General features: G+C 47.2%; 19 protein-coding genes. 11 read left to right on the top strand and 8 right to left on the bottom strand.

Annotation, left to right across the window (positions count from 1 at the left end):
* Positions 1-65 precede the first annotated feature (65 nt).
* On the bottom strand, positions 66-635 hold the full coding sequence (locus tag BLU98_RS01090; protein ID WP_092721397.1) for a YceI family protein: 570 nt from the start codon (positions 633-635) through the stop codon (positions 66-68).
* Positions 636-766: 131 nt separating this feature from the next.
* Between BLU98_RS01090 and sucC the strand changes: the two genes are divergently transcribed.
* Complete coding sequence (gene sucC, locus BLU98_RS01095; protein ID WP_092721398.1) at positions 767-1,978, top strand: ADP-forming succinate--CoA ligase subunit beta; 1,212 nt, start codon at positions 767-769, stop codon at positions 1,976-1,978.
* Here the strand turns inward: sucC and BLU98_RS01100 are convergent, their stop codons facing one another.
* The 4 genes from BLU98_RS01100 to BLU98_RS01115 are packed head-to-tail and all read right to left on the bottom strand — an operon-like array spanning position 1,979 to position 3,599.
* A complete protein-coding gene (locus BLU98_RS01100; protein ID WP_092721399.1) occupies positions 1,979-2,608 on the bottom strand; it encodes a SprT-like domain-containing protein in 630 nt (209 codons plus the stop codon).
* Positions 2,595-2,999 carry a hypothetical protein gene (locus tag BLU98_RS01105; protein ID WP_092721400.1) on the bottom strand — a complete coding sequence of 135 codons (405 nt, stop codon included), beginning with the start codon at positions 2,997-2,999 and terminating at the stop codon, positions 2,595-2,597. The genes BLU98_RS01100 and BLU98_RS01105 overlap by 14 nt, the downstream gene beginning before the upstream one ends.
* Positions 2,983-3,204: an AtpZ/AtpI family protein gene (locus tag BLU98_RS01110; protein ID WP_092721401.1), complete on the bottom strand. Its 222-nt coding sequence runs from the start codon at positions 3,202-3,204 to the stop codon at positions 2,983-2,985. Before BLU98_RS01110 ends, BLU98_RS01105 begins: the two co-directional genes overlap by 17 nt.
* A 2-nt stretch (positions 3,205-3,206) precedes the next feature.
* Positions 3,207-3,599: a hypothetical protein gene (locus BLU98_RS01115; protein WP_232214764.1), complete on the bottom strand. Its 393-nt coding sequence runs from the start codon at positions 3,597-3,599 to the stop codon at positions 3,207-3,209.
* 66 nt (positions 3,600-3,665) lie between these two features.
* Between BLU98_RS01115 and porW the strand changes: the two genes are divergently transcribed.
* Positions 3,666-6,575, top strand: coding sequence for a type IX secretion system periplasmic lipoprotein PorW/SprE (gene porW, locus BLU98_RS01120; protein ID WP_092721402.1), 2,910 nt, complete (start codon positions 3,666-3,668; stop codon positions 6,573-6,575).
* Positions 6,576-6,658: 83 nt separating this feature from the next.
* Complete coding sequence (locus BLU98_RS01125; RefSeq protein WP_092721403.1) at positions 6,659-9,061, top strand: transglycosylase domain-containing protein; 2,403 nt, start codon at positions 6,659-6,661, stop codon at positions 9,059-9,061.
* 175 nt (positions 9,062-9,236) lie between these two features.
* Here the strand turns inward: BLU98_RS01125 and porQ are convergent, their stop codons facing one another.
* Both porQ and BLU98_RS01135 read right to left on the bottom strand, forming a co-directional pair.
* A complete protein-coding gene (gene porQ, locus BLU98_RS01130; protein ID WP_092721404.1) occupies positions 9,237-10,247 on the bottom strand; it encodes a type IX secretion system protein PorQ in 1,011 nt (336 codons plus the stop codon).
* 53 nt (positions 10,248-10,300) lie between these two features.
* The gene (locus BLU98_RS01135) at positions 10,301-10,615 is read right to left on the bottom strand and encodes a hypothetical protein (RefSeq protein WP_092721405.1); all 315 of its coding nucleotides are present in this window, start codon (positions 10,613-10,615) and stop codon (positions 10,301-10,303) included.
* A gap of 146 nt (positions 10,616-10,761) precedes the next feature.
* Here BLU98_RS01135 and BLU98_RS01140 point away from each other — a divergent pair, with 146 nt between their 5' ends.
* Entirely contained in the window at positions 10,762-11,505 is a 744-nt protein-coding gene (locus BLU98_RS01140; RefSeq protein WP_092721406.1) for an electron transfer flavoprotein subunit beta/FixA family protein, read from the top strand.
* A gap of 30 nt (positions 11,506-11,535) precedes the next feature.
* A complete protein-coding gene (locus BLU98_RS01145; RefSeq protein ID WP_257574621.1) occupies positions 11,536-12,495 on the top strand; it encodes an electron transfer flavoprotein subunit alpha/FixB family protein in 960 nt (319 codons plus the stop codon).
* Here BLU98_RS01145 and BLU98_RS01150 read toward each other — a convergent pair.
* Positions 12,490-13,278 carry an SDR family oxidoreductase gene (locus tag BLU98_RS01150; RefSeq protein ID WP_092721408.1) on the bottom strand — a complete coding sequence of 263 codons (789 nt, stop codon included), beginning with the start codon at positions 13,276-13,278 and terminating at the stop codon, positions 12,490-12,492. The genes BLU98_RS01145 and BLU98_RS01150 overlap by 6 nt on opposite strands.
* A gap of 90 nt (positions 13,279-13,368) precedes the next feature.
* Here BLU98_RS01150 and BLU98_RS01155 point away from each other — a divergent pair, with 90 nt between their 5' ends.
* The 6 genes from BLU98_RS01155 to BLU98_RS01180 all read left to right on the top strand — a co-directional run bounded on the left by BLU98_RS01155 (position 13,369) and on the right by BLU98_RS01180 (position 23,875).
* Positions 13,369-13,956: a bifunctional nuclease family protein gene (locus tag BLU98_RS01155; RefSeq protein WP_026769751.1), complete on the top strand. Its 588-nt coding sequence runs from the start codon at positions 13,369-13,371 to the stop codon at positions 13,954-13,956.
* Positions 13,956-14,786, top strand: a complete 831-nt coding sequence (gene ispE / locus BLU98_RS01160) for a 4-(cytidine 5'-diphospho)-2-C-methyl-D-erythritol kinase (RefSeq protein ID WP_092721409.1) — start codon at positions 13,956-13,958, stop codon at positions 14,784-14,786. The genes BLU98_RS01155 and ispE overlap by 1 nt, the downstream gene beginning before the upstream one ends.
* A 177-nt stretch (positions 14,787-14,963) precedes the next feature.
* Complete coding sequence (gene gltB / locus BLU98_RS01165; protein ID WP_092721410.1) at positions 14,964-19,490, top strand: glutamate synthase large subunit; 4,527 nt, start codon at positions 14,964-14,966, stop codon at positions 19,488-19,490.
* A gap of 51 nt (positions 19,491-19,541) precedes the next feature.
* Positions 19,542-21,014, top strand: a complete 1,473-nt coding sequence (locus BLU98_RS01170; protein ID WP_092721411.1) for a glutamate synthase subunit beta — start codon at positions 19,542-19,544, stop codon at positions 21,012-21,014.
* A 245-nt stretch (positions 21,015-21,259) separates the two neighbouring features.
* Positions 21,260-22,651, top strand: a complete 1,392-nt coding sequence (locus BLU98_RS01175) for an ammonium transporter (protein ID WP_092721910.1) — start codon at positions 21,260-21,262, stop codon at positions 22,649-22,651.
* A gap of 159 nt (positions 22,652-22,810) precedes the next feature.
* Positions 22,811-23,875, top strand: coding sequence for an outer membrane beta-barrel protein (locus BLU98_RS01180; protein ID WP_092721412.1), 1,065 nt, complete (start codon positions 22,811-22,813; stop codon positions 23,873-23,875).
* Positions 23,876-23,925: the final 50 nt, after the last annotated feature.

Consider the following 23,925-nt stretch of genomic DNA (forward strand, 5'->3'; position numbering starts at 1 on the left):
CATAAAAAAGCCCCACGCAATGCATGGGGTTTTTCTCATGTTGTATCAATAGCCGGCAGTAAAACTTATTTGCTGGCAAAAAGGTGAACAGCTAACTGCACATCTTTGGCAGGTCCGTTGAAATTGATACCTATAGTGGTCCTGTCCAGACTGAAGAAAGCCTGTGCAAAGAAATTCTTCTCATCTACACCGCGGATATTAGCCGTTAGTTTAATAGGGAAGCTGGCTCCTTTCAAAGTAAGTGTGCCATTGATATCTGCCGTATTATCCGATGTATAATTTACTCCTGTGATCTCGTAAGTGGCTTCTCCAAATTTGGCCACATCAAAGAAGTCAGGGGTTTTCAAATGTCCTGTGAGCCTGTCACCACCACCGGCATCGGTCACTTTCAGGTTGGCCAGATCAATCACGAATTTGCCGCCCTTCAGTTTATTGTCATCGAGCTGTACTTCCCCGCTTTTCAAAGGAAAAAAACCTGTATGATAGGCGGTTTTTTTAGCCGCCACCCAGTCGATACGGCTTTTCTCAGTGCTTACGCTGTACGTAGCTACCTCTTTTTTAGCGGTATGAGGGATGAAAGAATAGATACCTGCTAACAAAGCAGTACCCAGCAATGCAAAGATTGTTTTTTTCATATACGTTCTCACGGTTTGGTTTATAAAGGGGTTACTCCTAAAAATAAGGCAATTAAAGTTAGAACGATAAATAATTAATACGAACGGTATGAATGCCCGATTCGCTTATCTTCGCGAAAATTTTCCCACACATGAACCTCCACGAATATCAGGCCAAGGAATTACTGAAAAAGTACAATGTACCTGTGCAGGAAGGCATTGCGGTTGATACAGTAATGGCTGCAGAAGAAGCTTACCGTCAGATCAAAACCCAAACAGGCAACAACTTTGCCGTTATCAAAGCGCAGATACATGCCGGAGGCCGTGGTAAGGGTAAGGTTGCCGGTACCGAGCAACGTGGAGTAGCTGTTGCCAAAACCGTGGAAGACGTAGCCACTATTGCCAAAAATATTTTAGGGGGTACCCTGGTAACCATCCAGACTGGTCCCGCCGGTAAAAAAGTAAGTAAAATATTGGTAGCCCAGGATGTATATTATCCCGGTCCTCAGCCTGTTAAAGAATTCTACCTGTCTATCCTGCTCGATCGTGCCAAAGGCATGAACGTGATCATGTACAGCACCGAAGGCGGTATGGACATTGAAGAAGTAGCGCACAATACGCCAGACAAAATTTTCAAAGAATGGGTATATCCCGGCGGCGGACTGCAGGGATTCCAGGCACGTAAAATTGCGTTCAACCTGGGTCTGAGCGGCGAAGCTTTCAAGAGCTGCGTGAAGTTCGTTACCAATTTATACAATGCTTATGTGGGACTCGACTGCGGCATGCTCGAGATCAACCCGCTCTTCAAAACCAGCGACGACAAGATTATTGCAGTGGATTGTAAAATGAACATTGATGATAATGCCCTGATGCGTCATCCCGATACAGCTGCCCTGAGAGACATCACGGAAGAAGATCCTACCGAGGTGGAAGCAGGTCAGTACAACCTCAACTTTGTAAAGCTCGACGGAAACGTAGGTTGTATGGTAAACGGCGCCGGTCTGGCCATGGCCACCATGGATATGATCAAGCTCAGCGGCGGTGAACCAGCCAACTTCCTCGATGTAGGCGGTACCGCTAACGCACAAACCGTTGAAGCCGGCTTCCGCATCATCATGAAAGACCCCAATGTAAAAGCCATTCTCATCAATATATTCGGAGGTATCGTGCGTTGCGACCGGGTAGCTGCCGGCGTAATTGAAGCATACAAAAAACTGGGTAATATTACAATCCCCATCATTGTACGCTTGCAGGGAACCAATGCAGTGGAAGCGAAAAAACTGATCGATGAAAGCGGACTCAAAGTGCAGTCAGCCATCGAACTCAGTGAAGCTGCATCGCTCGTGAAAAAGGCAGTGGCTTAATTACCCTTCTTTCATCATTTTAACTTCTATAACCGGACTCACAGAATAGTGCAGCCCGGTTTTTATTTCTTCGCAATCAAATCTTTTGCGACGGATGAGTCCCTTCCGGAATATTTTACCGTTATCCATCATGAACAATGCTCCTTCCGGCAGATCTGCCAGGTGCACATGATCTTCTTTTTGTACAGGGTTGTATTTCCTGAGCACCAGCAACAACGCCGTTTCCCCATTGGCAGTAGCAGCGGGATTGAGCACAGAAGCCTGCAAGGCTTTTTCTATATCGGCAGGAAATATTTTATGTTGTATGAAGGTCACGAGCAGGTGGCTGTACAAATGCTTCCATTCCCTCCCGTGCGACTCTACCTTGTTGCCATACTGCTCAAATGTAAGCAGGTGTGCCAGTTCGTGCAATAAAGTAATGAGGAATTCGAATTTGTTAAGGTTGCCGTTGATACTGATACGATGGTTGCGCCCCATTCCCGCGTGACGATAATCGCCCAGCACTGATTTCCGTTGTTTGGTAACGGTGAGGTGTACTTTGTAATGATGCAGGTATTCCACCACTTGTTCAAAACTCCCTTCCGGCAAATAGGCTGCCAACGCCTGCATGGGATGCTCAGTTACCGGCATTGGATTTTTTATTCAATTTCAGACTGGTGCGGACTTCTATCCAGGTATACAAAACATATAACCCCATAGATATGAAAATGGCGTATTTATTCTTGTGAACACCTGCTTTTGTCATATAGACAACCACAGCAATCCCTAATACGATCAATTTGATAAAAGTAGATACCATCACCATCCGTATCCATGCATTGGGGTTATTACTGCGTAAAGAACGTTCCTGCAGGATAATACTGAACAACCCTATCACAAACAATAAAAGGTTAGAAACTATAACCACCTTACTATCAATTCCCCAATCATCCATATTTGATCTTAAAAACACTGCAACCCCACTAACGAAGAAAAATGTTGCCAGCAGGGGCCAAAATCTCATTTTATTTTCTTTTTCCATTCTTATCTGTTGAAGTATCCCGAATCAATTTTATCAACAACACCATCAATACCAACAAAGGTAACAGCCAAAGCCAAACAGGTTTTACAAGATCCATTTTTTTATCCAGCCATCCGCCCAGGTACACGCCAATAACCAGTCCGGCTATCAATTCAGTTGCCAATCCTGCATAACGCACCAGGATGTCAGCTTTTTTTTGCCCCATATTTATTCGTTGGTGGTCTCGGTCCTGGGAATCACAGCCGGTATGGTATCGAGTTGGGAAGGTGTATTACCTGTGAGCACTTTCTTTACACCATCGATGTACTGCTCTTTGTATTGAAGCGCCTGTTCCAGCGAATCGGTGCGTATCTTCAAAGCCTGCAACGCACTCCGGCTTTCACGGGTGCCGTAACCGGGTATATAATATTTGAGCGGGGAAAATGAGATCAGGGCAATGGTTAGCCCCACCAGCAAAACAAAAGCGGTACTCAACCCTACATACACGCTCAGGCGCGACAGCCTGAACGTTACCACTTCTTCATAGGTATCGTCGTTCATCACTACCAGGCGGTAACTGTTGCGCAGGCGCTTGAGACTATTGTTATTTTCCGGTTTCACGATGCTGTTAAATCAGGATAAAGGTATTCATAAATAGCTGTACTTTTAGACAGTTTTATGTATCCGATGTCGAAATTCCCAAAGTGGGTCACATTTGTTGGTTTTGTATTGGCGATATGCTATTCAGCCCAGGTAGTGCATGCACAACCCAATACCACTATTGAACTCACAAAACCAAAGCCGTACACCGAAAGAAGCCTGCCCGCCGAAAAAACGGGCAACAGGAAATTCACCATTCCCCGGCGCATCTTTACCAATGCCACCAGCCGGTTCAATTATTATTTCAATGCCAACAACCTGGTCAATGATATCATCAACAGGGCAAGGCAACAGCACAAAGACGATTACGGGCAACTGCTGTCATTCTATGATTACAGCCTGGATGTAACAGCCAAAGACCTGATCGATACCGTTATTTATAAATGCAATGCAGGCATACTGCTGCATGACCTGCGGAGCGACTGGGTAGATAACTTGTATGTGCTGATGGGAAAAGCTTACCTGCTCCGCAAAAATTTTGATTCAGCCACTGCCGTCTTCCAATACATCAATTATGTGTACGCTCCCAAAGATGACGGTTATGACATTCCCCTGGGAAGCAATGCCAGCAATACCGGGGGCGTATTCACCGTTGCCACCGACGAAAAAAGAACCCTGCTGAAAAAAATCTTCACCACACTGCCCAGCAGAAATGAAGCATTGACATGGCAGGTACGCACTTATCTCGAGCAACAGAAAATGGGCGACGCAGCAGGTTTACTCGAGATTCTGCGGCAGGACCCGCATTTTCCTTCAAGGCTCCAACCATCTTTACATGAACTCAGCGCTTATTGGTTTTACAAGCAGGAAATGTACGACAGCGCTGCATCCCAGCTTTCCAAATCCCTGCCTGCTTCAGGCGCTGTGCGGGCAAGAGGAGAATACCTCGCCGGCCAACTTTATCAATTGGCCAAAAAAGATAATCAGGCAATGGAAATGTTCCAGCGTTCCATCCGCCACGCAATTGATCCTGTGATGGAAGTATATGCCCGTTTGAATATTGCCTCCCTGGCAAGCGGGAAAAAAGACAATGCATTGCAAGAAAACCTGAATGAACTGTTGAAAATGGCGCGTCGCGACAAGTACATCATCTATCGTGACATTATTTATCACACAGCCGCTCAACTGGAACTGCAACGCCATCGCGATTCGGCCGCACAACAACTGCTGCTGAAAAGCATTCAATACAATACCGGCAATGCCGCACTAAAACAACAAAGCTTTCTGCTGCTCGGAGACCTCAACTATAACCGTAAAGCCTATGCCAATGCATACAGGTTTTACGATAGTGTGGAGACTTCATTAGTAGACGAAGCGGCAAAGCAAAAGATCGCCAATCTCAAACCTGCCCTGCAACTCATTGCAGCAAATGAGTCTGTTGTCCGTCACCAGGATAGCCTGCAAAGCCTGGCAACGTTGCCGGCCGGCGAAAGGCTCACTGCCGCAAAAAAAATGATCCGCCGGTTGCGAAAAGAAAAAGGATTGAAAGAAACTGAAACAACAGAAACAGGCGGAGCTTCCGGTAACACAGCTACCATAGATTTATTCAATAACAATACCGCCGGCTTCTATTTCCAGAATGCATCGTTGAAAACAAGAGGCGCGGCTGAATTCAAAACCCGCTGGGGTAACAGGCCCAACGTTGATAACTGGCGCAGGCAGGCTGCGGTAGACAAATCTTTCAGTACCGCCAATTCCCAGGCAGTCAACACACAGAAAACACAGTCCGAAACGAGCCCGGCACCAAAAGAAAAAGAGCTCAGTCTCGAAACTTTGCTCGCAGAAATCCCACTTACCGAAGCGCAGTTGGATGCATCCAATAAATTGATCAGTCAATCATTGCTTTCGAGTGCGCTTACCTTCCAAAATCAATTGCGTGACTACCCTTCGGCCATCGCCACTTATGAAGCTTTTCTGAAACGTTTCCCTGAAAGCGCTTCCGTAGAGCAGGTGCTGTTCAACTTATCGCTTTGCTACCAGGAGAGCGATGCCGTTGCCAAAGCCGATTCGATACGGACCGTTTTGAACAAATCTTATCCGGCCGGCTCCTATACCGCTTTATTACGTAAGGCACAATCGGCCAACCAACCCGATGCCCCAACGCAAACATACGAATCGGTTTACCGCCTCTTTATTGAAGGACGTTTCAATGAAGCACGCCTTGCCAAGTTGAAAGCCGATCAACAGTTCGGTCATTCGCATTGGACGCCCCAGTTGTTGTTCATTGAGTCCATCAGCTATGTGCGGGAGCGGCAGGACAGTATTGCCATTAACCGCTTGCAGGAGATCATCCAACAATTCGGGCAATCTCCCATGGCCGCGAAAGCCGCCACCATGATCGATGTGCTGAAAAGAAGGAATGAAATAGAAGCTCATTTGACCAACCTGAATATCGAAAGAGGAGATGAATCTGTTTCGCGCCGGGTTGACCTGCAATCGCCACTTACTACCATTACGGCCGAAAAGAGAAAAGACAGCAGCAAACTGGCGCCGCCACCCACAGCAATCGTTTCCAAAGAATTAAAACAGGAAAACAAACCGGTGATCATCAGCAACGATGTGTACCGGTTCGTACCAACAGACTCGCAGTATGTAGTCATCATCATGAATAAAGTGGATCCTGTTTATGCAAGTGAAAGCCGTAACGCATTCAATATTTTCAACAGGGAACGTTATGCACGGCTGAAGATCGTCAGCAGCAGCATGCGGCTCACAAGCGATGTGCAGCTTTTATTACTCGGGCCATTCATGAACGCTGCTACAGCCGCTTCTTATATCGATGCGGTAAAGCCCCTTTCAAAAACAAATATCGTTCCCTGGCTACCGGCGGATAAATACAGTTTCAGCATCATCAGTCCGGCTAACCTGGCCATTTTACTTAACAACAAAGACATCAATGAGTTCAGGGCTTTTATGCAAAAATTGCTTCCCGAGTAATTTTAACGGAGAGATAAGGATCTTTGGCGAACTGTTGTTTAGTTTTACGTACCATTGCGAAACAATCATAGAACAGATTTACCATGTCTAAACCGGTGAGAATTTTCTGGCGCATTTTTTTCTGGGGCTTTGCAGGCTTCATCCTCTTGTTGCTCATGATCAACTGGGGTTGGCTGGGGGCCATGCCCGACCTGGAGGATATCGAAAACCCAACAGCGTCGCTCGCGAGCCAGGTTTTTGCCCAGGACGGAACACCCATGGGTAAATATTATATTGAAGACCGGGTGAATGCGGATTACAAAGACATCAGTAAATATGTGATCAATGCATTGGTAGCCACTGAAGACAAACGCTTCTATGTTCACAGTGGTATCGACCCATGGTCACTAGCCCGCGCTGTTGCCCACCTGGGTGGCGAAGGTGGCGCCAGCACCATTACCATGCAAACAGCTAAAAATCTTTTCACCGATAACTGGGATACCAGGAATTTTCTGTTGCGCATCCTCCAAAAAGTCAAAGAATCGATCATCGCTGTTAAGCTGGAAAGGAACTTCACCAAAGAAGAGATCGCAACACTTTATCTCAATACAGTAGCTTATGGCGATAATGTGTATGGCATCCGGAATGCTTCGCGCACTTTCTTCCAGAAGGAGCCCGACCGTTTGAGTGTGGAAGAAGCTGCCGTACTGATAGGCATGTTGAACGCACCCTCTTTATATAACCCTCGCCGCAATCCCAAGCAGGCCCTCGATAGGAGAAACCTCGTATTGAATCGCATGGTAAGCAGTAATTACCTGAGCGCCGAAGAAGCAAACAAACTGAAGACAAAACCCATTGAACTCAATTACAAAAAACTGGACGAGAACAACGGGTTGGGCCCTTATTTCAGGATGGTATTGGGTGAATACATGAAGACCTGGTGTAAAGAACACAAGAAAAACAATGGCGATAGCTACAATCTTTACCGTGATGGATTGAAGATTTATACCACCATCAATCCACGCATGCAATTGTATGCAGAAGAAGCAGTAGCGCGTCACATGAGTTATATGCAGAAGTTGCTGAACACGCAGGAAAACATCAAAAAGGGTTCTGTATGGAAAGGTTATGAGAATGTGCTGGAATCTGCCATGAAGCAAAGCGACCGCTGGCGCAACTTCAAGAAAGATGGTATGGGTGATGATGAGATACGCAAAACTTTTTTTGTCAAAACCCCCATGCACATTTTTGCCTGGAATAATTCACGTGGAAAAGACACGGTGATGACACCTTATGATTCACTCAAATACAATCGTCAGATGTTACAGGCGGGATTCATGGTAATGGAACCCGTTAGCGGAGAAGTCAGGGCCTGGGTGGGCGGTATCGATTTCAAAACTTTTAAATTCGATCATGCGAACCCCAACACCAGGCGTCAGGTTGGTTCTACCATGAAACCATTGTTGTATAGCCTTGCCATTGAAGAAGCGGGATTCACACCGAATACAACCGTATACGATGAACAGCAGAGTTTTGGTCAATACGGATTGGTGCCTGCCACCAGCAAATCCTGTAAAGGAGGAGCCATACCGATGGCCAATGCACTGGCCTTCTCGCGAAACTGCGCTTCGGCTTATATCATGAAGCAGCTCGACAATGAAGGCAATAATGGCGCAAGACGTTTTGTTGATTTCCTGAAAAAATGCGATCTCAAAACCAAGATAGAACCCTACCCTTCTATTGCCCTGGGCGCTTGTGAAATCTCTTTGTATGAAATGATGCAGGCTTACAGCATGTTCCCCGGCAGGGGTTTCAACGTAAAGCCCATGTATATTACCCGCATCGAAGACCGGAACGGGAATGTGCTGGCCACTTTTATTCCCCAGCGAAAAGAAGTGATCAGCGATGTAACAGCTTATTCCATTATCAAGATGATGGAAGGAACAATGACCATTGGTACCGGTCGCGGTATCTGGCAGTACGATGTACCCAATATGGAAGTGGCCGGCAAAACAGGTACCACCAATGAAAACAGCGATGCCTGGTTCATGGGTTATACACCTCAACTGATGGCCGGCGCCTGGGTGGGTTGCGATGACCGGTTCATCCATTTTGATAAAGACAACCTGAACGGACAAGGTAGCCGCGCTGCAATGCCCATCTGGGCCTATTTCTACAGCAAAGCTGTCAAAGACCCTAATTGCGGACTGGATCCAAAACAGACCTTTGTGAAACCGGATGTAATGAGCAATGATCTCATCATCGATTACATCAATGGCAATACGCCGGTACTGGGTGGAGAAGGAGAAGACATGGGTACCGGTCAATCGAAAGATTATGAAGTACCCAAAAACATCAAACCGGAAGACATAGCGCCGGAATCACAGATCAAACTGGACGACAACAATAACAAATCCAAAACGCCTGTTAAACCCATCAACCCACCTCCTTCTGCTAATAAACCCGGACAAGATCCAAAAGCGGTCATGCCGAAGAAAAACCAATGATTAAATAAGTGCGTCATCCCGAGCGAGCGAAGCGAGTCGAGGTACGTCATCCTGAGCGAGCGAAGCGAGTCGAGGTACGTCATCCCGAGCGAGCGAGGCGAGTCGAAGGAGCTGCTGAGGATTCAGGCAGATCCCTCGGCTGCGCTCGGGATGACGGGCTTAAATCATTGAACAACTATAGTGTGATGGAAAAGTGATGGAACAAACTTTGTTGATAGAAGCCTGTTGCATAATGCACATGCAGCTTTTTCAGCAACAGACTGGCGCCAAGGCTGACGCCATTGAGTCCGCTCGTAAAATTGTACGCATTCAAATCATACCCGCGCTGAAAATTATAACCTGCCTGGATGGTGCATTTTTCGCTGAGATATAATTGCGTACCCAACACGATATGCGAAAATATTTTTTGCGTCACCGGGCTGTTCTTGTAATTGATATCGCCTTCCGAAGCACGGAAACTGGTATCGTTATAGTAAATATTGAACCGGTGTAAATGATGTAAAGTGAGTGAGAACTGAAAAGGCGCATGGGCCAGGCGTTTGGATATGCCCGCCTCCACATCAAAAGGCAATTCTTCTTTCCGCGCGCTGCCATCATAGGTATTGAGTTGTGTGCCCATGTTTTTGGCTACCAGGCTGGCCTGCCATTGGCCTTCTTCGTCGTAATACGCAATTCCTGCGTCAACGGCCAGTCCGGATGAACGATACATACCATATCCGGAATGCATGAATTTCAGGCTCATCCCATACCACCATCTTTCTTTATACGGCTGAGAGATCATGGCCTGCACCACATAATCGCGCGGCGAAAAACTACCCCACACATTGCCGGAAGCATCGGTCTGTGGCATGGTTCCGTAGTTGAAATAATTCACGCCTACCCCAACGGTTGTTTTTTCATTGCGCAGGTGCATCGCAGAAGTAAGACTGTAATTACTGATACCAGCCAAAAAAGCGTTGAAAGAAAAATCCGTTTTCAAATGCATATCAGGACGCAACAGGGCCGGGTTCTGAAATGCCATACCTACATCCTGACCAATAGCAGAGACATTCATACCACCCAGTGCAGATAAGGTTGCCGTATTGGGTTGTTGCAGGAACTGGAAAACGGCATTGCCCCCAAGGGTTTGCGCTTTTCCCGGATGAGCAAAAAAAATCAGAACAACAATAGGGCAATAACGATGCATGAACAGGTTTCTATTCCAAATCTAAGTAAGAAAACAAAGCGGCGCCAGTTACATCAATAAACCAGGTCCTCATAAGCTGCCTGCAATTCGTTGTAAGCGTGCTGATCGCCCGCCTGTTTGGCCGCTTGCATGCCTTTCTCGTACCATTCGATGGCCAGTTGTTTTTCCTGCATCTTTTCGAGCAGTTTGGCCAGGTGATAATAAGAACCGATATAATCGGGCGATTGGGTAAGGATGGTTTCAAATAAAGCGCGGGCTTCCTGGTCCTGCTCCTGCTTGATGTATTCCAGGGCCAGCGCATGGCGGAGGAAATTATCCTGTGGGTTGTCTTTCAGGAATTCCCTGAGCTTGGAAATGCGGTCTGTCATCCCGTAAAGTTAGGCCGAGGCCGGTGAATAAAGTTTTTGCAGATTAAATTTTATCCTAACCTTTGCCGCGTTGAAATCATCCCTATATTTGCTAATAGTTGCATAAACAACTATTAATTCCGGGATGAATTAAATCTGCATTTATTATGAAAATTTTAGTGTGCGTAAGCAAAACGCCAGATACCACTTCCAAGATTGCCTTCTCCGACGGCAATACCAAATTTGATGAAGCCGGTGTGCAATGGATCATCAATCCGTATGACGAATGGTATGCCCTCGTAAGAGCTATTGAACTGAAAGAAAAAGATCCTTCCGTGGTACTGCACCTGGTAACTGTGGGCGGCGCCGATACAGAGCCCATCATCCGGAAAGCGCTGGCACTGGGCGGCGATGAAGCCATTCGTGTCAATGCCAACAGCAGCGACAGCTATTACATCGCCTCTCAAATAGCAGCAGTGATCAAAGACGGTGGTTACGATCTTATTTTAACGGGAAAGGAAACCATTGATTACAACGGATCTTCCATCGGCGGCATGGTCGCTGAACTGATCGATGCGCCTTATCTCTCGTTGGCTACCCAATTCAATCTTGAGGGAACCACCGCTACCGTTACACGTGAGATAGAAGGTGGAGAAGAAGTAGCAGAAGTAGCATTACCTGTAGTAGTAAGCTGCCAGAAAGGAGTAGCAGAGCAACGCATTCCCAATATGCGCGGCATCATGGCTGCCAGGACCAAGCCTTTGAAAGTAGTAGAGCCTGTAGCAGCAGATACGCTTACTGCCATTACCGGTTTTGAATTACCACCAGCAAAAGCGGGAGTGAAACTGGTAAGTCCGGATAATGTAGCCGAACTGGTACGTCTTCTGCACGAAGAAGCCAAAGTGATCTAAATCTTTCAACAAAAACGAAGCACAAACATCATGGTACTGATATATATAGATCAAAGCGAAGGTCATATCAAAAAAGCTTCTTTCGAAGCCATGAGCTATGGCGCCGAAGTAGCCGAACAACTGGGTACTGTTGCCGAAGGCCTGGTACTGGGTCAGGTAAACGATGACCTGGCCGCACTGGGAAAATACGGGGTCAAAAAAGTACACCAGGTAAACAACGATGCATTGAATCACCTCGATGCACAGGTATATGCCAAAGTCATTGCAGAAGCCGTAACAGCAACAAATGCCAACGTGGTAATATTTTCGCATAACCAAACGGGCAAAGCCATATCATCGAGGGTAGCGGCGCGTTTGAAAGCTGGTATTGTTACCGGCGCTTCTTCCCTGCCCGATACTTCGAACGGATTTGTGGTTCGCAAAACCGTTTTCTCCGGCAAGGCTTTTGCGCATGTGAATATTCTTTCTTCTATCAAGGTTATTTCGCTGAGTCCGAACAGCTATACCACTACTGTTGGAGCAGGTGTTGCGGAAGTGAACCAACTGAACATTGCAGTAGATGCTCCTAAAGTAAAAGTAACTGCGGTTAATAAAGTAACGGGCGAAATTCCTTTAACAGAAGCCGACATAGTAGTGAGTGGAGGACGCGGCATGAAGGGCCCTGAAAACTGGGGCATCTTGTTAGACCTCGCCAAAGAACTGGGCGCAGCAACTGCCTGTAGCCGTCCGGTTGGAGATGCACACTGGAGACCGCATCATGAGCATGTAGGACAAACCGGTATCCAGATAGCGCCCAATCTCTACATTGCGCTGGGTATTTCCGGAGCCATACAGCACCTGGCAGGTGTGAACAGGAGTAAAGTGATCGTAGTGATCAACAAAGATCCCGAAGCGCCTTTCTTCAAAGCAGCTGATTACGGTATTGTAGGCGATCTGTTTGAAGTGGTGCCCAAACTCACCGAAGAGATCCGCAAAATGAAAGCATCATAATCCACTCAGTTTGCCGCCATCCACCGGCAGATTGATACCATTGATATAAGCGGCTGCCGGAGAACATAAAAAAGCTACGGCAGCCGCCAGTTCTTCCGGCTCTCCCAAACGGCCCGCAGGAATTTGTGCAACTGCTTGCTGCATGATAATATCTATTGTACTGTTTGCGGAAGCAGCCTGCTTTTCAAATAAATAATCCAATCTATCGGTACGCGTAGAGCCCGGCAATACATTGTTCACCGTGATCCCGAACGGTCCCAATTCATTAGACAATGTTTTGGCCCAGTTGGCCACTGCAGCGCGAACCGTATTGGAAATACCCAATCCTCCGATGGGTTGTTTCACCGAAGTGGAAGTGATGTTCACGATCCGGCCATAACCTGCTTCCTTCATTCCAGGCACCAATAGTTGTACAAGTGTATGCGCAGCGCTGAGTTGTGAACGGAACGCAGTTTCCAGTTCATCTGCACTTGTATTCAATAACGGGCCCGCTGGCGGTCCGCCGGTATTATTTACCAAAATATGTACTTGTCTTGTTTTAGTGAGCAAGGATGCTATCTGTGCAGCCAACTGATCGGGATGTGCTGTATCTGCCACTATATAGCTGTGTTGTTGCCGAAGCGAAATATCGAGTGACTGTACAACCCGCCTGAGTTTTTCTTCATTCCTGGCGAGCACCACCACATGCGCACCCAGCAATGCCAGCTCGGATGCTACGGCCGCTCCCAATCCTTGCGAGGCGCCGCAGACCAGGGCAGTTTTATTGGTAAGATCGAGGTTCATGCTGCAAATTACGATATGGTGTTAAGATATGGGTAGCTATAGGTTTCCGGCATCCAGTATTAAACAAATTAAGTTATTTTCGTGTCAGCTATGAAAAAGATAGAATTGGAGATAGTGGCCCTTTCCCACAGCATTACGCAAACCCATTCTTATGCAGTGGTATTGGGCGAGATCAGTGGATTGCGCAGGCTGCCCATCGTCATCGGTGGTTTTGAAGCCCAGGCAATTGCAGTGGCATTGGAACACATGCAACCCAGCCGCCCCCTTACACACGATTTGATGAAGAATTTCATGAACGCTTTCAATGTGGAATTACAGGAGATCATCATCAGTGACCTGCAAGAAGGCATTTTTTATTCGAAGCTTGTTTGTTATACCGAACACGATACCATTGAGATCGACAGCCGTACCAGCGATGCACTGGCATTGGCCGTTCGTTTTGGTTGCCCCATCTATACCTACGAACATATCCTAGAGAACGCCGGTATCCTGATGGAGGAAAATCCCGAAAAGAAACCCAAAGGAGAATCGGTTGGTTCCGAAGCCGCCAGCGGCAGCCGGGAAGACCTCAGTTCCATGCCCCTTGAAGACTTGCAGAACCTGCTCAATGAAGTATTGGAACACGAAGATTATATCCGCGCCATAGCCATCAGGGATGAGATCAATAAAAGAAAATAATGGTTCTTTTTCCCAACTGTAAGATCAACCTGGGACTCAACATCATTGAGAAAAGAAAGGATGGTTACCACAACCTGGAAACCGTATTTTATCCCGTAGCATGGAATGATGCGTTGGAATTAGTGACCTCCCCGGAAGCTCCTTATCCCGGCATACAGTTCAACTCAAGTGGCCTGCCCATCGCAGGCGATCCCGATTCCAATTTATGCACCAAAGCCTATCAACTGCTGGCAAAAGATTTTCCGCGACTTCCTGCTGTGCGTGTGCATCTCCACAAAGCCATCCCTATGGGAGCGGGTTTGGGAGGAGGCAGTTCCAATGGGGCTTTCATGCTGAAAATGCTTAATGAAAAACTGTTGTTGGGTCTTGATGCTACGCAATTGATGGGTTACGCGCTGCAACTGGGAAGCGATTGTCCTTTTTTCATCCGCAATACGCCCTGCATTGCAACCGGACGAGGCGAGGATATGCAACCCTTGGCATTGGACCTGAATGCTTACCGCATGGTATTGATTAATCCGGCCATTCATGTATCTACTGCCTGGGCTTTCGCACAACTGAAGCCACAACCTGCGGCTATACCGGTATCCGAAGCCATCCGAAAACCCATTGAGCAATGGAAGGATATCCTGTTGAACGATTTTGAAGCGCCCGTTATCAAACAATTCCCTGAAATCGGACAAATCAAAGAACAACTCTACCAAAGCGGCGCCCTTTACGCTTCCATGACAGGGAGCGGCAGTACCCTTTTTGGCATTTTTCCAGCCAACCGGCATCTTGAATCTTCCATTGAACAACATCACAGTATAAAAGAAATTTCCCCGCTTTAAGAACGGTTGTTAGTTTTTTGAATAGAAATTATTCAACAGATTGTCAATTTTATTGAATATTATACACTTCTTTCAAAATTTATTAGAAATGCTGGATAATATTTAGCAATTCTTTTGTAATTTACCAACCGATTCGGTTGCTTGCCATATTATTCCTGATCCTTAATTCGATTGTACATGCTTGTTTCAGCAAACAGCCAGGGACTTTATAGCCCTACCTTTGAGCACGATGCCTGTGGTATTGGTTTTGTAGCGAACATTAAAGGCCGCAAATCCCACCAGCACATTTCAGATGCTTTAACCGTACTGGAAAACATGGAGCACCGTGGCGCCTGTGGTTGCGAGAGCAATACGGGCGACGGTGCAGGTATCATGATCCAGGTTCCGCATGAATTCTTTTTCGATGAATGCTTAAAACTGGGCGTACACCTGCCTGCTTTTGGCAAGTACGGTGTGGGCGTTATTTTCTTTCCGCAAGACTTACAGCTTCGTGAAGAGTGCCGCGATATTTTCAATCGCGCAGCAGAGAAACTCGGACTCGAAATCCTTACCTACCGCAAGGTTCCGGTAAACCAGAAAGACATCGGCAGCTCTGCCCTTTCTGTTGAACCGATAATGGAACAAGTATTCATTGCTTGTCCGCACAACATCATCAACCCCGATGATTTTGAACGCAAATTGTTTGTGCTGCGTAATTATGCAAGTCATACCATTTTTAATACAGTCAGAAAGGACGAAATCGGTTTCTACCTGGCATCACTTTCTCATAAAACGATCGTTTACAAAGGCCAGCTCACCAGCACACAGGTGCGCGGCTATTTCCCCGACCTGAGCGACAAACGCGTGGTATCTGCTTTTGGCCTGGTTCACTCCCGTTTTGCTACCAACACTTTTCCTTCCTGGAAACTGGCGCAACCCTTCCGTTACATCGCACACAACGGAGAGATCAATACATTGCAGGGCAACCTCAACTGGCTTCGCGCGAGTGAGAAAGGATTCACCAGTCCTTATTTCTCGCAGGAAGAAATGGATATGTTGTTGCCCATCGTAACGGGTGGACAATCAGATTCAGCCTGTCTCGACAACATGATCGAATTGCTCACCCTCACCGGCCGCTCATTACCGCATGTAATGATGATGCTCATACCCGAAGCATGGGATGGCAACGACCAGATGGATCCGGTGAAAAAAGCATTCTATGAATACCATGCCTGTATGATGGAACCCTGGGATGGACCTGCTTCCATTTCATTCACCGATGGCAAGACCATCGGCGCCACACTCGACAGGAACGGCTTACGTCCTTCACGTTATTGCGTTACATCGGACGACAGGGTGATCATGGCTTCCGAAACAGGCGTATTGCCGGTAGACCCTTCCATCATCATAGAAAAAGGACGCCTGCAGCCCGGCCGTATGTTCCTGGTAGACATGGAACAGGGCCGCATCATCAGCGATGAAGAATTGAAACAGACCATCTGCTCGCAAAAGCCTTATGCAGAATGGCTCAACAAATACAAAATACGTTTGGAAGAACTGCCCGAGCCAAGGGTGATGTTCACACACCTCGAGCACGACCAGATATTTAAATACCATAAAGCATTCGGTTATTCTACCGAAGACCTGGATACCATCATTGCACCTATGTGCATCGATGGTAAAGAACCCATTGGCTCAATGGGAACCGATACGCCGCTGGCAGTACTGAGCGATCAACCGCAACACCTGAGCAGTTATTTCAAACAATTGTTTGCACAGGTAACCAACCCGCCCATCGACCCCATCCGTGAAAAGATGGTAATGTCGCTGGCTACTTTCGCAGGAAGTACCGGAAGCCTGTTGAACGAAGATCCATTGGCTTGTCACAGTGTGGCACTCAAACAACCCGTACTCAGCAACCACGAACTCGAAAAGATCAGGAGTATCGATACGGGTATCTTCCAGGCAAAGACCCTGCAAACTTATTTCAGGGCCGATGGCAAACCGGGATCGCTGAAAGCGGGACTTGACCGCCTCTGCCGTTATGCAGTGGATGCAGTGGAAGATGGTTTTGAAGTGATCATCCTTACCGACAGGGCCATCGATTCAGACCACGCACCTATTCCTTCCTTGCTGGCTACCGCTGCTGTGCATCATCACCTCATCCGAAAAGGTTATCGCACACAGGTTGGTATTATAGTAGAAGCGGGCGATGTATGGGAAGTACACCATTTCGCTTGTCTCATCGGGTTCGGCGCTACAGCCATCAATCCTTATCTCGCGCTTTCTTCTATCCGCGATATGAAATTGAATGGCCAGTTAGATACGGAACTGGATGTAGAGCACCTCAAAAAGAATTACATCAAAGCAGTGAATGAAGGATTGCTGAAAGTGTTTTCTAAAATGGGTATCTCAACACTGCAATCTTATCAGGGTGCACAGATATTCGAGATCATCGGCCTTAATAAAAAAGTGGTGGACACTTATTTCAGCGGCGCCACTTCACGCATAGAGGGCATGGGACTCGATGAAATTGCAAAAGAAACACTGGCCAAGCACCAGTTCGCTTTCAGCAAGACCGACAGCGCCGTAAACCGGTTGTCTGTTGGTGGTGTGTACCAGTGGAAACGCAAGGGAGAGTTTCACCTGTTCAATCCGCAGACGATACACCTCTTGCAGTATGCAACCAAGATGAACGATTACAATACGTTCAAAAAATATTCCAAGCTGGTGAACGACCAGGGCGAGAAAGCCTGCACGTTGCGCAGCCAGTTCCGTTTCAGGCGTAACCGTCCTTCTATTTCAATTGAAGAAGTAGAACCGGCAGAAAACATTTATAAACGTTTTGCTACAGGTGCTATGTCCTTCGGTTCTATCTCCTGGGAAGCACATACCACACTGGCCATTGCCATGAACCGTTTAGGCGGCAAAAGCAATACCGGTGAGGGTGGAGAAGATGATATCCGTTACCAGCAATTGGCCAACGGCGACTCTATGCGTTCTGCAATTAAGCAGGTAGCATCGGCCAGGTTTGGCGTAACCAGTTACTATCTTACCGAGGCAGATGAATTGCAGATCAAAATGGCGCAGGGTGCGAAGCCGGGTGAAGGCGGACAGTTACCTGGTCATAAAGTAGACGACTGGATCGGCAGAACAAGACACGCAACGCCGGGTGTGGGATTGATCTCTCCCCCGCCGCACCACGATATTTATTCTATTGAAGACCTGGCACAGTTGATCTTCGACCTGAAAAATTCCAACCGCGCAGCACGCATCAACGTGAAGCTGGTATCCAAAGCCGGCGTTGGTACCATTGCTGCAGGCGTAGCCAAAGCAAAGGCCGATGTGGTATTGATCTCCGGTTTCGACGGCGGTACCGGCGCCTCTCCCATCAGTTCTATCAAACATGCGGGACTGCCCTGGGAATTAGGACTGGCCGAAACACACCAGACATTGGTGAAAAATAAATTGCGCAGCAGGATCGTAGTGCAGGCAGACGGACAAATGAAAACCGGTCGCGATATTGCCATCGCTGCTTTGCTGGGCGCTGAAGAATGGGGTGTGGCCACTGCGGCACTGGTGGTGGAAGGATGTATCATGATGCGCAAGTGCCACATGAATACTTGTCCGGTTGGCGTAGCCACACAAGACGCCGAACTGCGTAAGCGTTTCACCGGCGATCCCGATCATGTGGTAAACTTCTTCAAATTCATCACACAGGAATTGAGGGAGCTTATGGCTGAACTGGGTTACAGAACTGTGAATGAAATGATCGGCCAGGTAGATGACCTGGAAGTAAGGGATGATATCAAACACTGGAAATACAGCAAGCTGGATCTTTCTCCTGTTCTGTACAAAGAACCTACTTCTTTGTACACCGGATTGTACCAGCAGGAAGCACAGGATCATGGTTTAACCGAAGTGCTCGACTGGAAACTGCTCAAAGCGGCCAAGCCAGCCATAGACAACGGACAAACAGTGGTAGCTTCTTTCCCTATTAAGAATACAGACCGTACAGCGGGTACCATTCTTTCGAACGAGATCACCAAAAAATACAAGGCAGAAGGTTTACCTGATGATACCATCCATTTCAACTTCACCGGTACAGCCGGACAAAGTTTCGGTGCCTTCAATACCAAAGGGGTGACCCTCGAGTTGGAAGGCGATGCGAACGACTATTTCGGTAAAGGCCTGAGTGGAGCGAGACTGGTGGTGTATCCGCATAAGAGCGCTTCATTCGTACCGGAAGAAAACATCATCATTGGTAATGTTGCCTTCTACGGCGCTACATCGGGTGAAGCTTTTATCCGTGGAAAAGCGGGAGAACGCTTTGCCGTAAGGAATTCCGGCGCCAATGTGGTGGTGGAAGGTGTGGGTGACCACGGTTGTGAATACATGACGGGCGGACATGCTGTTATCCTGGGTAATACAGGCCGCAATTTTGCAGCGGGCATGAGTGGCGGTATTGCTTACGTGTACGATGTACAGGGCAATTTTGCCGAGCTCTGCAACAAGGAGATGGTAGACCTCGATCCGGTAAGCATCAACGATATCGGCTTCCTCAACGACATGATCACCAGGCATTATGCGCATACGGGCAGTACCGTGGCGCGATTCATCCTGGATGATTTTGAAAACCAGTTGAAGAATTTCATCAAGGTATTCCCCAGAGATTACAAGAAAGCGCTGCAACTGAAACAGGAAACAGCCACACAACAACTTTAAGAACCTTGTCGCAATACCCGTAAGGGTTGTAGCGAACGCAAAATAGAATGTATGGGTAAACCAACCGGATTTTTGGAATTTACAAGAGAACTGCCAACCAAGCGTAACGTGCGTGAAAGGCTGGACGATTATAACGAGTTTGTTGACCGCCTGCCCGAACAGAAACTGAACCAGCAGGCAGCAAGATGTATGAACTGCGGCGTTCCTTTTTGCCACAGCGGATGTCCGCTGGGTAATATCATACCTGAATTCAACGACGCTGTTTACAGGAAGAACTGGGAAGAAGCTTATGAGATACTGATCTCTACCAACAACTTCCCCGAATTCACAGGACGTATTTGTCCGGCTCCCTGCGAAAGCGCTTGTGTGCTGGGCATCAACCAACCACCTGTTACCATCGAGGAGATTGAAAAACATATCATTGAAATTGCTTTTGATAAAGGTTTTGTAAAATCACGCAAACCCAACCTGAGAACAGGCAAGAAAGTAGCGGTAGTTGGTTCTGGCCCGGCCGGACTGGCTGCTGCAGCGCAACTGAACTATGCAGGACATTCCGTGACCGTTTTTGAAAGGGATGATGCGCCAGGCGGACTGCTGCGTTATGGTATACCGGATTTCAAACTCGAAAAATGGGTAGTGGAAAGAAGGGTTAAACTCATGGAAGAAGAAGGTGTGGTGTTCAAATGCAATGCTAATGTGGGTGTGAACATCAGCATCAACGACCTGCTGAGGGAATACCATGCTATTGTACTGGCAGGCGGGTCTACCATTCCCAGGAACCTTCCTATCCCAGGCAGGGAACTGAAAGGTGTACACTTCGCCATGGAATTCCTGAAACAACAGAATAAAAGAATAAGCAAGTTACCTGTTGAAGGCGACGATATACTGGCAGGTAAGAAGCATGTGGTAGTCATTGGCGGTGGCGATACCGGCAGTGACTGTGTGGGCACTTCCAACAGGCATGGGGCCGTTTCTGTAACCCAGTTCGAATTGCTGCCCAAGCCGCCCGAATCCAGAACCGCTTTCATGCCATGGCCTACTTATCCTATGACGCTGAAAACCTCTTCTTCGCATGAGGAAGGCGCTAACCGCCAGTGGGCTATTGCTACCAAAGCCTTTATCGGCGATGAAAAGGGCCAGTTGAAATCATTGCAGATCGTAGACCTGGAATGGAAGTTTTCGGAAGATGGCCGCCCGGCTAAATTCGTGGAAGTAGCCGGAAGCGAAAGGGAGATACCCTGTGAGCTTGCCCTTCTGGCCATGGGCTTTGTGCACCCGCAGCATGAGGGCCTGGTAGAGGAACTGGGTGTAGAGTTGGATGAAAGAGGCAATGTAAAAGCCAGTGAAAAAGCCTTCCAGACCAATATTCCCAAGATTTTCACCGCCGGAGATATGCGTCGCGGTCAATCGCTCGTGGTATGGGCCATCAGTGAAGGCCGGGAATGCGCCCGTAAAGTAGATGAATACATTATGGGATTTTCTATGCTCGAAAAGAAGGATGAAAGCTGTCTTATTAGTGTTTAGTATATATGTATAGTTAACCCTCGCTAAGCCTGTTTGAGAAATCAAATGGGCTTTTTTGTGTTCTAATTTTCTCTCCCATCAAATAATTTAATCGTCATTTCCAATTTAAACATTTTTCAATTAAACGGACATATACATTAAATAATATTAAATGTTAGCAATTAATGTAAAATAATAAGAAAAACTTCATACTTTAGCTTTATAATCATTAATTGATTTTTTTATTAATGTCATTTATCTCAACCATGAAAAAAATTACTTTACAACAAATCGCGCCCTTCGCAATATTGGCTCTGGTAGCCTTGGGGGCCATCTTTGTGCCATCGTTTAACCTGTTCGATGGTACCGGTAAATACAACGCGGCCGACATTACCTGGATCATCGTGGCAACGGCCCTGGTATTCTTAATGACACCTGCCCTTGCATTCTTTTACGGTGGTATGGTACACAGGAAAAACGTGCTGTCAACCATGATCAAGAGCGTGGTAGCTGCAGGTGTGGTAAGTATTATTTGGGTAGTGGTTGGCTATAGTCTTTGTTTTGGCCAGTCGATCGGCGGCTTCATCGGTAATCCCATGACACACCTTTTCTTCAAAGGTGTAGCATCAGGTGCCCCCTGGAGCCTTACACCTACTATTCCGCTCACCTTGTTTGCATTGTTTCAATTGATGTTCGCCATCATTACACCCGGATTGGTAGTAGGCGCGGTAGCAGAGCGTATCCGTTTCACTTCTTATACTTTGTTCATTGTGCTGTTCAGCCTCTTGGTATATGCACCGATCGCACACTGGACATGGCACCCTGACGGGTTCCTCTTTAAGATGGGCACACTGGATTTCGCAGGTGGTACCGTAGTGCATATCTCTGCCGGATGTGCAGCGCTGGCCGGTGCACTCGTATTGAAACGTCGCCAGGTGCATATTGAACACAAAGAAATTCCTCCTGCCAATATCCCTTATGTACTCATCGGAACCGGTTTGCTTTGGTTCGGATGGTTCGGGTTCAATGCCGGATCTGCGGGAGCAGCCAATGCACTCGCCGTATCTGCATTTGCCACTACCAATACAGCAGCGGCTTCCGCCGGACTGGCCTGGATGTTCTTTGATGTAGTGCGTGGCAAAAAGCCTTCTGTACTCGGATTCTGTATCGGCGCAGTAGTAGGGTTGGTAGCCATTACACCGGCTGCGGGCTTTGTTGCCATCCCACAAAGTATTTTCATCGGCTTTGTTGCTGCACTGATTTCCAATCTTGCAGTTTATTATAAAAGCAAATCAAGTCTGGATGATACCCTCGATGTATTCCCCTGTCATGGACTGGGTGGTATGGTTGGTATGCTCCTCACCGGGGTCTTCGCTACCAAAACCGTAAACAGTGGCGGTAATGATGGTCTATTTTATGGAAACGCTGCATTCTTTTTTACACAAGTGAAAGCACTGTTGATCGTGGTTGCGTACAGTTTCACCGTTTCCTTTCTTCTTTTCAAATTCATCAATTTCATCCTGCCGTTGAGGGTAAGCACTGTGGAAGAACAACTGGGGTTGGACGCTACCCAGCACGATGAAAAATACCTGCAAGGAACTTTGTTGGTCCATGAAAATGGGAACATCAAAGAAACCCTGCTGGATGAACAGTTCTAACATACTAAGTTGTACTACATCTCTGACCGGGTGTGGTACAACTGCATTTTCTTTTGCTGATTGCTTTTGAATGGTGTACCATAAAAAAGGTACAGCCTTATGTTGAACTTCTGACCAAGTTGAACGGCTGTACCCTTTGTTAATCATAAAACCAAGACAATGTTAAAGAAAATTTCGACACTCGGATGCGGATTTTTAAGCATGGCTGCGCTGCATGCGCAAACTGACACTACCAAAAAAGCAGCCCCGGCAACCACTTTCACCTATTCAGTGGATGCCTATTACCGGTACGACTTTAATGATGCACCTGCTTCGGTAGCCAATCCCACCAACAGCCTCACGAGTTTTACCAATTCAAAAAACTCTTTCGAACTGGGGATGGCTTCTGTAAGGGCAGATCATTCTTTCGGCAAGATCGCTGCTACTGCCGACCTCGGGTTTGGCAGAAGAGCAGAAGAATTTTCGTACAACGACGGACAGTCACCCGGCAAAAATGGTTTCCTCACACTGGCAGTCATCAAACAGGCATACCTCAGTTATGCACCTTCTTCTGCTATCAAGTTCACCATCGGTAAATGGGCCACCCATGTGGGTTATGAATTGCTCGATGCTTACGCTAACCGTAACTATAGCATGAGCTATGGATTCTCTTACGGGCCATTCTTCCATACGGGTCTTAAAGCCGATATCTCTCTTGGCGGAAAAAGCGCCATCATGATTGGTGTAGCAAACCCTACCGACAATTCTACTACCACTTCCCCTTCCCAAGTAGCGCTGGCGCAGTTCAGCACAGGTACGAAGGACGACAAACTCAAGGCCTTCCTCAATTTCCAGGGCGGCGACGGCTTCAGTCAATTCGACCTGGTACTGAATGGTGTGGTCAGTTCAAAGTTCGGCATCAACTACGATGGTACTGTTAAGACCGTTAAAATAGCAGGTACCAATAAAAGCTGGTCCAGCAATGCACTTTATTTTAATTACGATCCCACCAGCAAGTTCGGCTTCACATTACGCGGCGAATATTTCGACGACAAAAAATCGGTTGCAGGCGTGGGTACCAGCATTTTTCAAACAACCCTCTCGGGCAATATTCATTTAGACAACCTGACCATCATTCCTGAATTCAGGCTCGACAATGCGAAGGACAATACCTTTTTTAAAGGTTCCGGGGCCGCAACCAAAACCGATGCCAGTTTTATCCTGGCTGCTGTTTATAAATTCTAACTGCACTTATAATACCCTATCCTGCTGAATTTGCAATATTCATCATCTTC

This window comes from Hydrobacter penzbergensis, from assembly GCF_900106985.1.
Classification (GTDB): domain Bacteria; phylum Bacteroidota; class Bacteroidia; order Chitinophagales; family Chitinophagaceae; genus Sediminibacterium; species Sediminibacterium magnilacihabitans.

Coding starts and splice junctions, on each gene's coding strand:
- BLU98_RS01090 (WP_092721397.1), bottom strand. CDS start 635: ATGAAAAAAACAATCTTTGCATTGCTGGGTACTGCTTTGTTAGCAGGT.
- sucC (WP_092721398.1), top strand. CDS start 767: ATGAACCTCCACGAATATCAGGCCAAGGAATTACTGAAAAAGTACAAT.
- BLU98_RS01100 (WP_092721399.1), bottom strand. CDS start 2,608: ATGCCGGTAACTGAGCATCCCATGCAGGCGTTGGCAGCCTATTTGCCG.
- BLU98_RS01105 (WP_092721400.1), bottom strand. CDS start 2,999: ATGGAAAAAGAAAATAAAATGAGATTTTGGCCCCTGCTGGCAACATTT.
- BLU98_RS01110 (WP_092721401.1), bottom strand. CDS start 3,204: ATGGGGCAAAAAAAAGCTGACATCCTGGTGCGTTATGCAGGATTGGCA.
- porW (WP_092721402.1), top strand. CDS start 3,666: ATGTCGAAATTCCCAAAGTGGGTCACATTTGTTGGTTTTGTATTGGCG.
- BLU98_RS01125 (WP_092721403.1), top strand. CDS start 6,659: ATGTCTAAACCGGTGAGAATTTTCTGGCGCATTTTTTTCTGGGGCTTT.
- porQ (WP_092721404.1), bottom strand. CDS start 10,247: ATGCATCGTTATTGCCCTATTGTTGTTCTGATTTTTTTTGCTCATCCG.
- BLU98_RS01135 (WP_092721405.1), bottom strand. CDS start 10,615: ATGACAGACCGCATTTCCAAGCTCAGGGAATTCCTGAAAGACAACCCA.
- BLU98_RS01140 (WP_092721406.1), top strand. CDS start 10,762: ATGAAAATTTTAGTGTGCGTAAGCAAAACGCCAGATACCACTTCCAAG.
- BLU98_RS01145 (WP_257574621.1), top strand. CDS start 11,536: ATGGTACTGATATATATAGATCAAAGCGAAGGTCATATCAAAAAAGCT.
- BLU98_RS01150 (WP_092721408.1), bottom strand. CDS start 13,278: ATGAACCTCGATCTTACCAATAAAACTGCCCTGGTCTGCGGCGCCTCG.
- BLU98_RS01155 (WP_026769751.1), top strand. CDS start 13,369: ATGAAAAAGATAGAATTGGAGATAGTGGCCCTTTCCCACAGCATTACG.
- ispE (WP_092721409.1), top strand. CDS start 13,956: ATGGTTCTTTTTCCCAACTGTAAGATCAACCTGGGACTCAACATCATT.
- gltB (WP_092721410.1), top strand. CDS start 14,964: ATGCTTGTTTCAGCAAACAGCCAGGGACTTTATAGCCCTACCTTTGAG.
- BLU98_RS01170 (WP_092721411.1), top strand. CDS start 19,542: ATGGGTAAACCAACCGGATTTTTGGAATTTACAAGAGAACTGCCAACC.
- BLU98_RS01175 (WP_092721910.1), top strand. CDS start 21,260: ATGAAAAAAATTACTTTACAACAAATCGCGCCCTTCGCAATATTGGCT.
- BLU98_RS01180 (WP_092721412.1), top strand. CDS start 22,811: ATGTTAAAGAAAATTTCGACACTCGGATGCGGATTTTTAAGCATGGCT.